This window comes from Gillisia sp. JM1 (genome assembly GCF_000424645.1).
Classification (GTDB): domain Bacteria; phylum Bacteroidota; class Bacteroidia; order Flavobacteriales; family Flavobacteriaceae; genus Gillisia.
The window spans coordinates 1,991,693-2,003,461 of record NZ_KE384218.1; the positions used below are offsets into that span (position 1 = coordinate 1,991,693).

8 protein-coding genes are annotated in these 11,769 nt (G+C 34.9%); 6 read left to right on the forward strand and 2 right to left on the reverse strand.

Annotated features, from left to right (window positions below; genetic code table 11):
- Positions 1-10: 10 nt before the first annotated feature.
- The 3 genes from H033_RS0112325 to bshA are packed head-to-tail and all read left to right on the forward strand — an operon-like array spanning position 11 to position 4,577.
- Complete coding sequence (locus tag H033_RS0112325) at positions 11-496, forward strand: hypothetical protein (protein ID WP_026838579.1); 486 nt, start codon at positions 11-13, stop codon at positions 494-496.
- Positions 497-503: 7 nt separating this feature from the next.
- The gene (locus tag H033_RS0112330) at positions 504-3,431 is read left to right on the forward strand and encodes a glycoside hydrolase family 3 N-terminal domain-containing protein (protein ID WP_026838580.1); all 2,928 of its coding nucleotides are present in this window, start codon (positions 504-506) and stop codon (positions 3,429-3,431) included.
- A 6-nt stretch (positions 3,432-3,437) separates the two neighbouring features.
- Positions 3,438-4,577, forward strand: coding sequence for an N-acetyl-alpha-D-glucosaminyl L-malate synthase BshA (gene bshA / locus H033_RS0112335; RefSeq protein ID WP_026838581.1), 1,140 nt, complete (start codon positions 3,438-3,440; stop codon positions 4,575-4,577).
- Between the two features lie 44 nt (positions 4,578-4,621).
- Here the strand turns inward: bshA and H033_RS0112340 are convergent, their stop codons facing one another.
- Positions 4,622-5,116 carry a hypothetical protein gene (locus H033_RS0112340; RefSeq protein ID WP_026838582.1) on the reverse strand — a complete coding sequence of 165 codons (495 nt, stop codon included), beginning with the start codon at positions 5,114-5,116 and terminating at the stop codon, positions 4,622-4,624.
- Between the two features lie 138 nt (positions 5,117-5,254).
- Here H033_RS0112340 and H033_RS0112345 point away from each other — a divergent pair, with 138 nt between their 5' ends.
- The 3 genes from H033_RS0112345 to H033_RS0112355 all read left to right on the forward strand — a co-directional run bounded on the left by H033_RS0112345 (position 5,255) and on the right by H033_RS0112355 (position 10,958).
- On the forward strand, positions 5,255-8,164 hold the full coding sequence (locus H033_RS0112345) for an FAD-binding and (Fe-S)-binding domain-containing protein (protein WP_026838583.1): 2,910 nt from the start codon (positions 5,255-5,257) through the stop codon (positions 8,162-8,164).
- A gap of 269 nt (positions 8,165-8,433) precedes the next feature.
- Positions 8,434-9,498, forward strand: a complete 1,065-nt coding sequence (gene aroC, locus H033_RS0112350) for a chorismate synthase (protein WP_026838584.1) — start codon at positions 8,434-8,436, stop codon at positions 9,496-9,498.
- A gap of 134 nt (positions 9,499-9,632) precedes the next feature.
- On the forward strand, positions 9,633-10,958 hold the full coding sequence (locus H033_RS0112355) for a dicarboxylate/amino acid:cation symporter (RefSeq protein WP_026838585.1): 1,326 nt from the start codon (positions 9,633-9,635) through the stop codon (positions 10,956-10,958).
- A 390-nt stretch (positions 10,959-11,348) separates the two neighbouring features.
- Here the strand turns inward: H033_RS0112355 and H033_RS0112360 are convergent, their stop codons facing one another.
- Positions 11,349-11,768, reverse strand: a complete 420-nt coding sequence (locus tag H033_RS0112360; protein WP_026838586.1) for a thiol-disulfide oxidoreductase DCC family protein — start codon at positions 11,766-11,768, stop codon at positions 11,349-11,351.
- Position 11,769 lies beyond the last annotated feature (1 nt).

The window sequence follows — 11,769 nt, forward strand, 5'->3', positions numbered from 1 at the left end:
TCCACAAAATATGCTAGTACCTTTTACCGAATTACCAGATTCTTCTAGAGTTTGGATATACCAGTCAAATAGATCATTTACAGATCTAGAACTTCAAGAAATCACTTCAAAATTAGAGAGCTTTATTACACAATGGACTGCCCATGGAGCAAATCTTAAAGCTTCTTTCGAAATAAAATACAAACGTTTTATAACCTTGGCGCTAGATCAGCAATTAAATGCTGCTACAGGCTGTTCTATAGATAGTTCTGTAAAGTTTATCCAGGATCTGGAACAGAAGTACAATGTAGATCTTTTAGATAAAATGAATGTAAGTTATAAACAAGGGGAGTTTGTTGCTTATAAAACCCTGATAGATTTTAGAAAAATGGCTAAGGAAAAGGCGGTTAGCAAGAATACTATTGTATTTAATAACTTGGTAAATAACAAAGGAGAATATTTATCAGATTGGGAAGTACCTGCATCAGATAGCTGGCATAATCGTTTCTTAAACTAAATACTGAATGAAAATACCCCAATTTTATTCAATTCTATTAATTCTATTAATTCTATTTTTTACTCTTACTTGCTTTTCTCAGAATAATAACCCGCTAATTGCTAAAGATTTTAACCATCAGAAGGTATGGGTGGATAGTATCTATGAGAATATGAGCCTGCAGGAAAAAGTAGGACAGTTATTTATGGTAGATGTGTTTTCTAATAAAAATGGGAAAGATGTTGATAAAGTTCGTAAGCTAATTGCAGATTATAATATTGGAGGAATCATATTTTCTAAAGGTGGACCAAAGCGTCAGGCAAAATTAAATAACGAATTTCAAGAGCTTTCTAAAACACCCTTACTTATTGGGATGGATGCAGAATGGGGTCTTGCAATGAGACTAGATTCCACGTTTGCTCTCCCATGGAACATGACCTTAGGAGCCATTCAAGATCTTAAATTAATAGAAGAAGCTGGGGCTGCTATCTCCCGTAATTCCAAAAGGTTAGGAGTACATATTAATTTTGCTCCGGTAGTAGATATCAATACAAATCCGTTAAACCCAATTATTGGAAATCGTTCTTTTGGGGAGGAAAAAATAAATGTCACTTTAAAGTCGGTTTCTTTCATGAGAGGGATGCATAAGGAAGGAATTCTCTCCAGTGCAAAACATTTTCCCGGTCATGGAGATACTAGAAGAGATTCGCATAAAACCTTACCAACAATTTCCTTTTCCAAAAGCAGATTAGATAGCATAGAATTATATCCTTTTAAAAAGCTAATTGAAGAAGGGGTTTCCAGTATTATGGTTGCCCATCTTAATGTACCAGGCTTGGAAACACAAGAAACCATTCCGTCTTCTTTATCTAAAACAATTGTAAACGATTTACTTAAGAAGGAATTAAATTTTCATGGTCTTATTTTTACAGATGCTCTTAATATGAAAGGGGCATCGAATTTTAAAAATCCTGGTGAAATTGATCTGGCAGCATTTATGGCTGGTAACGATGTTTTGTTGATCTCTGAAGATGTACCTAAAGCTGCCGATAAGATCATGGCGGCTTATAATGACGGAACCATTTCAGAAGTGAGAATGGCACATTCTGTTAGAAAGATATTATTTGCGAAATATAAAGCGGGTCTACATAATTATAAAGCCGTAGATACTACAAATCTTATTTCAGAACTCAACACAATAGAAGATCTTGCTCTTTATGATGAACTTATAGAGAATGCGATCACGCTTATTAAGAACGATGTTGGCATTGTTCCTATTAAAGAGCTTAGCGATAGAAAGATAGCCTATGTAAAATTAGGAGACGATGATGGTACTGCGTTTTATCATCAGTTATCTAAATATGCACAGGTAGATTGGGTTAAAGCTACCAAGTTGGATGAGTTGTTGGAAAAATTAAAGAATTATAATCAAGTGATTATTGGATATCATAAATCCAATGCTTCTCCTTGGGCAAAATATGCTTTTACTGAGGAAGAGTTGAGTTGGATTCATGAAATATCAAGAAATAATCTCACTATTTTAGATGTCTTTACAAAGCCTTACGCTCTTATGGATCTCAATTCCTCTAGTAATATAGAAGTAATAGTAATGAGTTATCAAAACTCTGAAGCTGCTCAAAAGAAATCTGCAGAAATTATTTTTGGAGCCTTGGGGGCGAAAGGAAGATTGCCGGTAAGTATTAGTCAAGAATTTCCTGCAGGTACAGGATATTACACTAAAAGTTTAAACCGATTATCATACGGGTATCCTGAAGCTGTTGGAATGAATTCTTATAAACTTCAAGAAATAGACTCATTGATTGATATTGCTATTTCCGAAGAAATGACTCCTGGATTGCAGGTGATTATAGCCAGAAAAGGTAAGGTGATCTATGAAAGAAATGCCGGTTTTCATACTTATGAGAAGACTATTAAAGTAACTGATTCTTCAGTATATGATTTGGCTTCATTAACTAAAATACTTGCGACTTTACCATTTATTATTGAACTTGAAGGTAAAGGGGAGCTTAAATTCAATTCGAAATTAGGAGATCTAATGCCATTTTTTAAGGGTTCCAATAAAGCTAATATCAAGTTGCAGGATATGCTTATGCATTATGCCAGATTAAAACCTTGGATCCCTTTTTATGTATCCACTTTAGACAAGAAGACAAAAGGGAGGTCTGTTAAATATTATAGGGAGGAACCTATGGATGTTTTTAACACACAGATTGCAAAAAATATGTTTATCAGGGACGATCTACGGGATTCTATAATGGGGACTATACGAGATAGTAAGCTGGAATCTAAACTAGCTTACAAATACAGTGATCTACCTTTTTATATTATGAAATATTATATTGAAGATTATTATAATTCTTCTTTAAGCTATTTAGTAAAAGAGCATTTTTATAAGTCCCTAGGAGCAAATACTATTACTTATTTACCTTTAAACGAGATAGATACAATTAGAATTGTGCCAACCGAATATGATAGACTTTGGAGAAAACAAGAAGTTTTAGGACATGTTCATGATCAAGGTGCCGCAATGCAAGGCGGAATTGGAGGTCATGCAGGGCTGTTTAGTAATGCTACAGATGTGGCAAAAATGATGCAGTTGTATTTAAACGGGGGTAACTATGGTGGAAAAGAATATTTTAAACAAGAAACTCTAGATAAATTCAATACCTGTTATTATTGTGATCAAAACGTAAGGAGAGGTGTTGGTTTCGACAAACCTCAATTGGGCACTTCGGGTCCTACCTGTGGTTGTGTTTCTTTATCTAGTTTTGGTCATACAGGATTTACCGGTACTTTAGCTTGGTCAGATCCTGATGAGGAAATAGTATACGTGTTTTTATCTAATAGAACCTATCCGGATGTAAATAACCGGAAACTGATTAGAGAGAACATTCGGGAAAAGATACAACGTATTATATATGAATCTTTAGAGTAATAAATTATGAGAATAGGTATAGTTTGTTATCCCACCTTTGGCGGGAGTGGAGTAGTGGCAACAGAATTAGGCATGGAACTATCCAAAAGAGGCCACGAAATTCATTTTATCACCTATAAACAGCCCGTGCGTCTCGAACAACTTACCGGAAATATCAAATTTCATGAGGTTAATGTTCCCGAGTATCCCCTTTTTCATTTCCAGCCCTACGAATTAGCTTTAAGCAGTAAGTTAGTAACCATGGTAAAGCTTCATAAAATAGAGGTTTTACATGTACACTATGCAATACCGCACGCTTATGCTGGATATATGGCAAAAAAAATGTTGGAAGAAGAGGGGATCTTTATTCCTATGGTAACCACATTGCATGGTACAGATATTACACTAGTAGGAAATCATCCTTTTTATAAACCTGCTGTTACTTTCAGTATTAATAATAGTGACGTTGTTACTTCTGTATCTCAATCTTTAAAAGAAGACACATTAAAGTTTTTTAAGATCAAAAAGGAGATCGAAGTGGTTCCGAATTTTATTGATGTTGCTAAATTTAGGATTGGGTTTACTGACTGCCAACGTACATTAATGGCAGATGAAGACGAAAAGATTATCTCTCATGTAAGTAATTTTAGGCCCGTTAAACGGATCTTAGATATTATTAGAATCTTTTATATTGTTCAAAAGACTATTAAATCTAAACTTATAATGGTTGGGGAAGGACCTGAAAAAGAAAAAGCAGAATTTTTAGTACAAGAATTAGGCTTACAGGATAAAGTAGTATTTCTAGGGCAGAGTAATGAGATAGATAAGATCCTATGTTTTTCAGATCTTTTCTTATTGCCTTCAGAAAAAGAAAGTTTTGGTTTGGCAGCCTTGGAAGCTATGGTAAATGGCGTACCGGTTATTTCTTCTAATAGTGGTGGACTTCCAGAGGTTAATAAACAAGGAGTATCAGGGTATTTAAGCGAAGTTGGAAATATAGAAGAGATGGCTGCAAATGCTATTAAAATATTAAAAAACGAAAACACCTTAGAAAAATTTAAACTGAATGCTCGCGAACAAGCAAAGGCTTTCGATATTCATAAAATAGTGCCGATCTATGAGAAATTATATGAAAAGGCAATAATGGATATAGAAAAGGCTGAATAGAGTTTTAATTCCTTCAGCCTTTAATATATAAAAATTGTTTAAGTCTAGAATTGGTATCTAAGTCCTAATGCGATATCTGGTGAGAAATTATCGATAACATCATAATCACTAAAACCAATTTCTGGTCTAAAATCTAGTGAAATCAATAATGGAATATCAAAATTATATTCTATTCCTATATCTCCAGCAATAAATAGAAAAGTTCCATCATCTCTTCTATTTTCGTTTCTTCTATTATCACTTACACTTCCAACACCTCCACCGGCACCAACATACCAGTTGAAACCACCTTCAATATTCCAAACCCATTGGTATAATGCAGCTAGTTTAAAAGAATCATAGTTGTTTTTATCATTTCTCCAACCAAGATCTAACTCTAATCTATTGTTATCACCTAAAGCTCTTTGGTAAGAAACTTCAGCCCCATAACCATTTCCACCACCAATACGCAATCCTAGCGCATTTTCAGAGATCGTTTGTGCATTGGTAGCAACCGTTGCTCCGAGTGCGAATATTGCCATTAAAATTAATTTTTTCATGTTTGATTTATTTTAGTTTGTTCCGCAAATTTAAACGTTAAATTCACACTGAAATTGCTTAAATAGCCAATCTATTGTTAATAATCATTAATAGGTTGTTAAGCAGATGTACTATAAATTTGTAATTTTAATGCAGCTATGAAAGAGAAATTACTAGAATTACAAAGAACTCTTAATGGAGAACTTTTGTTTGACGACCTGCATAAAAGTATTTATGCCACTGATGCTTCCGTATACAGAGAAATACCATTGGCAGTTTGTTACCCTAAAAATAAAGAAGATATCAAGTTGCTTATAGATTTTGCAACTCAAAATCATATCGGATTAATACCTAGAACTGCTGGAACTTCATTAGCGGGACAATGTGTGGGTAGCGGTATAGTGGTAGATGTTTCTAAACATTTCAATAAGATCTTAAAAATAGATCCTAGTAATAGAACTGTGGTGGTAGAGCCCGGTGTTATTAGAGATGATCTAAATAGAGCTATTGAGGAATTTGGACTATTCTTTGGGCCAAACACATCTACCTCCAATAGATGTATGATTGGGGGAATGGTTGGGAATAATTCTAGCGGGACTACTTCTATAAAATATGGAACAACCCGTGATAAAACCCTTGGATTAAAAACAATTTTGAGTGATGGTAGTGAAGCTGAATTTACTGCTATTTCGAGAAATGACTTTGTAGGATATAAAAACGGAAAATCTTTAGAATCTAAAATATATAAGAAGCTTTATAAATTGCTTTCTCCTGCTGAAGTTCAGAAAGAAATAACAAAAGAATTTCCATTAGAAACTATTCATAGAAGAAATACTGGATATGCACTAGATAGTCTAATTGATACCGAAGTTTTTTCTGAAAACAAAAAAGCATTAAATCTATGTGAGTTGCTTTCGGGAAGTGAAGGTACCCTGGCTTTTACAACAGAGATCACTTTGCAACTAGATGTTTTAGCCCCAAAATATACTGCTATGGTTGCTGCTCATTTTTCGAGTATAGAAAATTGTATGCTCGCTGTAGAACCTGCTATGGAAAGTGATTTGTACACCTGTGAAATGATGGACAAGGTGATTCTGGATTGTACAATTCAGAATTTAAAATACAAAGAAAACAGATTTTTTATTGAAGGAGATCCCAAGGCCATTCTTATGTTGGAATTGAGGTCTGAAAATCAGGAGGACTTGAATAACCAAATTCATGTTCTGTTAAATAGAATAGAAAACACAAATCTTGCTTACGCTTTACCCATTCTTATGGACGAGCAAATAGACAAAGCTCTGGAATTACGTAAAGCCGGACTTGGCTTGCTAGGGAATATAATTGGAGATAAAAAAGCGGTAGCCTGTATAGAAGATACAGCCGTTGCATTACCAGATCTGGCAAATTATATTGCAGAATTCTCTGAGATCATGAAAAAATATAAACAGGAAGCAGTGTATTATGCACATGCCGGGGCAGGAGAATTACATTTAAGACCAATCCTGAATCTAAAGAAAGAAGAAGATGTTGATCTTTTTAGAAAGATCACAGAGGAGGTTGCTGTTTTGGTGAAAAAATATCGAGGTTCTATGAGTGGGGAGCATGGAGATGGGAGGCTGCGCGGGGAGTTTATTGAACTTATGATAGGTTCTAAAAATTACAAACTTCTTGAGGAAGTAAAAGCCATTTTTGATCCTCATAATATCTTTAATCCGGGTAAGATCACGAATACCGCGCCAATGGACACTTCCTTGCGCTACGAGATAGATAGAAAGGAACCCGAAATTAAAACTCTAATGGATTTTTCTGATTCCCAAGGAATCTTAAGATTGGCCGAAAAATGTAATGGGAGTGGAGATTGCAGAAAATCTGTAGAGGCAGGTGGAACAATGTGCCCAAGTTATCGTGCAACTAAAAATGAGAAAGATACTACCAGAGCGCGAGCAAATGCCTTGCGGGAATTTTTAACCAATTCAGAAAAACCAAATAAGTTCGCGCATGAAGAACTAAAAGAGGTCTTTGATCTCTGTATTAGTTGTAAAGGATGCAAAAGTGAGTGTCCCTCTAATGTAGATGTAGCAGCTTTAAAAGCAGAGTTTCAATACCAATATCAAAAATCAAACGGCAAGTCTTTAAGAAGTATAGCTTTTGCAAATAATTCTAAGATGAATGAATTGGCCTCCAAAGCTACTGGGATCTCAAATTTCCTATTTTCGAATGCTCTAACTGCTGGGCTTGCAAAGAGCATCATGGGTGTAGCTTCAGAAAGAAGTTTACCAAAACTTTCAAAGGTCACTTTATGGGAATACTATAAAAAGAATCAGAAAACATTAGAGGCTCCTATTAAGACGGTTTATCTCTTTAAGGATGAATTCACCAACTATCTAGATGCTGAAGTTGGAATTGAAGCATTGGTATTGCTCGAAAAATTGAACTATCAAGTAAAGATGCTCAACAATCCTGAAAGTGGAAGAAGTTATATTTCTAAGGGGTTCTTGGAAGAGGCGAAGGATGTAGCCAATAAAAACATAGAACTCTTTTCAACTTTAATTTCAAATGAAACACCATTAATAGGAATAGAACCTTCAGCGATTCTAGGTTTTAGAGATGAATATTTACGATTGGCAAACAACTTAGAACAAGCTGAAAATTTGTCTAAAAATTGCTTTCTAATCGAAGAGTTTTTAAAGAAAGAGATCGCCTTAGGAAATATAAAATCCAGTTCATTTACTTCAGAAATTAAGGAAATCAAGATACATACACATTGTCATCAAAAGGCCTTATCCAATTCTGCATACACTTTTGATATTCTCAATTTACCAACCAACTATAAAGTGCGAATAATAGCTTCTGGTTGTTGCGGAATGGCAGGGTCTTTTGGATATGAAAAAGAGCACTATGAGATAAGTATGACTATTGGCGAACAAAGCCTATTTCCAGCAGTAAGAAAATCTCCCGATACTACTTTGATCGCTGCAAATGGAACCAGTTGTAGACATCAGATCTTTGATGGCACCAATAGAATTGCTCAACATCCTGTTACTATTTTAAAAGAAGCCTTAATTTAAATAGAAATCTGTTTATTATTATACTAGTAATATCGTCCTCCCTGAATTCATTATAGAATATTCATTTACAATTTTAAGATGACCTGCAAATTCCTAAAGAAAGAATCGACACAGAATTGATTTCTTTAAAAGGTTATGATACTTAACAGTGAGTCAAAATTTAAATAAGGTAATTTAAACTTAAAGAATTAATATTTCCTTTAAAATTTAATTTGTCTTTAGATTTTTAAATCTGTAGTTAAAAAATTACATTTGTTAAAAATCGGTCTATGGCAGGGAACTCCTTTGGGAAACTATTCAAACTAACTACATTCGGAGAATCACACGGTCCTTCTATTGGTGGAATTATAGATGGTTGTCCCGCTGGGATTACTTTGGATCTAGATAAAATACAGGGAGATCTCAATAAAAGAAAACCTGGCCAGTCTGCAATAGTAACTCAACGTAAAGAACCAGACACTGTTGTTTTTCTATCTGGAATCTTTGAAGGTGTAACAACTGGTACACCTATTGGTTTTACTATTGAAAATGCCAATCAGAAATCCAATGATTACTCCCATATAAAAGACACTTTTAGACCTTCTCATGCAGATTATACGTATTCAGAAAAATATGGAGTACGAGATTATAGAGGAGGAGGACGTTCTTCAGCCAGGGAAACAGCTTGTAGAGTTGTTGGTGGAGCTATTGCCAAACAAGTTATTAAAGATATTAAAATAGTTGCTTTTACCGCTTCAGTAGGTGAACTTAAACTAGAGAAGGAAATAGCTGAATTAGATTTCAGCTTAATAGAATCTAACCCTGTACGTTGTCCAGATCCTGCGACTGCCATTAAAATGGAAACTTATATTCGGGAGATCAGATCTCAGGGAGATACCGTTGGTGGTACCGTAAAATGCATCATTAAAAATGTACCTAAAGGTTTGGGAGAACCAGTTTTCGATAAATTACATGCTAGTCTAGGCCAGGCAATGCTTTCTATTAATGCTGTAAAAGGTTTTGAATTTGGTAGTGGTTTTGAGGGGACTAAATTAAAAGGAAGCCAGCATAACGACCTCTTTAACCAAGATGGCTCAACAAAAACCAATTTAAGCGGTGGTATCCAAGGAGGAATCTCTAACGGAATGGATATCTACTTTAATGTAGCTTTTAAGCCTGTAGCTACAATTATGCAAAAACAAGAAACTATAAACTCTGAAGGTGAGTTGGTTGAAATGCAAGGCAAAGGAAGACATGATCCTTGTGTGGTTCCAAGAGCAATCCCTATTGTTGAGGCTATGGCAGCCTTGGTATTGGCAGATTTTTGGTTACAAAATAAAGTATCTAAAATATAAGCAAGAAACTTGGCGCAAGATCATGAGGTAGGTTTCGATGGTTTGGGAGGAAAATATTTTCAAAAATTCGAGGCATACCGATAGATTGGGACGGGGAATTATACCCTCAAGGAGGGATTAAAGAAAGAAATACAATGAAAAAATTAGCATTGCACTGGCAGATTTTATTAGGAATGCTCTTTGGGGTACTATTCGCATTAGTACTAACCAATTTTAGTTGGGGATCAGAATTTGTAAGCGATTGGATAAAACCTTTCGGAAACATCTTCATCAATGCCTTAAAACTTATTGCAGTTCCGTTAATTCTAGCTTCTTTAATTAAGGGAATTTCAGATCTTAAGGATATTTCCAAATTATCCCAAATGGGAACCAGAACTATTGTTACCTATATAATTACTACGGTAATAGCTGTTTCTATAGGACTTGGACTAGTAAATCTTATAAAACCGGGAAGTGCTATAAGTGAAGAAACCAGAACAGATCTTATTACCAGTTATGAAACTGATGCTTCTGTAAGAATAGCAGATGCTCAAAAACAAAAAGACGCAGGACCCTTACAAGCATTGGAAGACATAGTACCTAGCAATATTGTTGGTGCAGCTGGTGATAATGGAAATATGCTACAAGTTATTTTCTTCGCTATTTTCTTCGGAATTGGATTAATCCTTATCCCAGAATCGGTAGGAAAACCTGTAAAAGACTTTTTTGATGGTTTTAATGAAGTCATCTTAAAAATGATAGATCTTATCATGCTTGCAGCTCCTTATGGTGTATTTGCTTTACTGGCTGCTTTAGTTGTAGAATCTCCTAGCGCAGATCTTTTTGCGGCACTAGCTATGTATGCCTTGACCGTATTAATAGGTCTAGCATTAATGATTGGCTTCTATATTCTAATTGTATGGATATTCACCAAGAATAAACCAGGTTTTTTCTTAAACGGAATTGCACCTGCTCAGTTATTAGCTTTTTCTACAAGTTCCAGTGCTGCTACGTTACCTGTAACAATGGAACGAGTAGAAGAACATCTCGGGGTTCATAAAGAAGTGACGAGTTTTGTATTGCCAATTGGTGCTACTATAAATATGGATGGTACCAGTCTTTATCAAGCAGTGGCCGCAGTATTTATTGCACAGGCGTTTGGTATAGACCTTACTTTTGGAGCTCAATTAGGAATTATTGCTACTGCTACCTTAGCATCTATAGGCTCTGCTGCGGTCCCTGGTGCAGGAATGGTAATGTTGGTAATCGTACTTGCCCAAGCTGGGATTCCAGAAGCAGGTTTAGCACTGATATTTGCTATAGACAGACCTTTGGATATGTGTAGAACTACAGTGAATGTTACAGGAGATGCTGCTGTTTCTATGTTAGTTGCAAAATCTGTAGATAAATTAGGGCCTCCAAATGTTAAGGATTGGGATGATAATTATAAGAAAACAGAAGAAAAGGAAATGGCTCAGTAATAATAGAGAGCCAAACATTCAATGATTTTTCTGAAAGAGATTGTTTTTTGTATATATGTTTAGTTTGCTAAAGGCTAATTGGCATTCTCGCGACCCTAAAACCCGTGACAAAAAATTATCTAACGTGGGAAATTGACGTTTTTTTATTGAATTTTTGCCTGAGGCTAAAAATATTTAAATTGAAGCCACGAATTCACGAATGTTTTCAGGAATGTTTTAATAGATAATTCGTGAATTCGTGGCCATTTATTCCTGAGCTATAATCGGTAAATTATACCATTGACGTATGCTTAAAAATGGAGTTATTCCAAAAGGGAACGGAGCAAATATCTTCTCAAAATCATCATTTCTCTATAATAGAGAGATAAACCTAAAAATCAATCCCTTTTTTTAATCTAAAAACTTCGCTTTTAATTCTGGTGTTGGGATCATGCAAGATTCTTTTTTGCCAAACCATTTATAGCGATTAGCTGCCACTATATTATAAACCCCATCTCTAATAGAGTTTGGGAGGTATAGAAAATATTTCATTAGGGAATAACCTCCAGAAAGTTCTTTGGCTATTTTAAGTGCAGCAGTAGATTTTTCATAATAAGCAACTCCCGGTTCAATTAGAATTATACTATCCAGAATTTCAGGGTCTATTCCTCTATCCATTACCAGTTTTCGGCCCACGTCACTCTGTAAAGACGCAAACCTAAAAATATCTTTCTTATCATTTTCAATAATAAAATTAATGGCGTTGTTACAAAGATTACAAACGCCATCAAAAAGGATGATTTTCTTATTTTCTGGTAATACAGCTTCCATT

Excerpts from the sequence above, each read along its gene's own strand:
- H033_RS0112360 (WP_026838586.1), bottom strand. The coding sequence starts at position 11,768 with ATGGAAGCTGTATTACCAGAAAATAAGAAAATCATCCTTTTTGATGGC.
- H033_RS0112345 (WP_026838583.1), top strand. The coding sequence starts at position 5,255 with ATGAAAGAGAAATTACTAGAATTACAAAGAACTCTTAATGGAGAACTT.
- H033_RS0112325 (WP_026838579.1), top strand. The coding sequence starts at position 11 with ATGCTAGTACCTTTTACCGAATTACCAGATTCTTCTAGAGTTTGGATA.
- H033_RS0112340 (WP_026838582.1), bottom strand. The coding sequence starts at position 5,116 with ATGAAAAAATTAATTTTAATGGCAATATTCGCACTCGGAGCAACGGTT.
- H033_RS0112330 (WP_026838580.1), top strand. The coding sequence starts at position 504 with ATGAAAATACCCCAATTTTATTCAATTCTATTAATTCTATTAATTCTA.
- bshA (WP_026838581.1), top strand. The coding sequence starts at position 3,438 with ATGAGAATAGGTATAGTTTGTTATCCCACCTTTGGCGGGAGTGGAGTA.
- aroC (WP_026838584.1), top strand. The coding sequence starts at position 8,434 with ATGGCAGGGAACTCCTTTGGGAAACTATTCAAACTAACTACATTCGGA.
- H033_RS0112355 (WP_026838585.1), top strand. The coding sequence starts at position 9,633 with ATGAAAAAATTAGCATTGCACTGGCAGATTTTATTAGGAATGCTCTTT.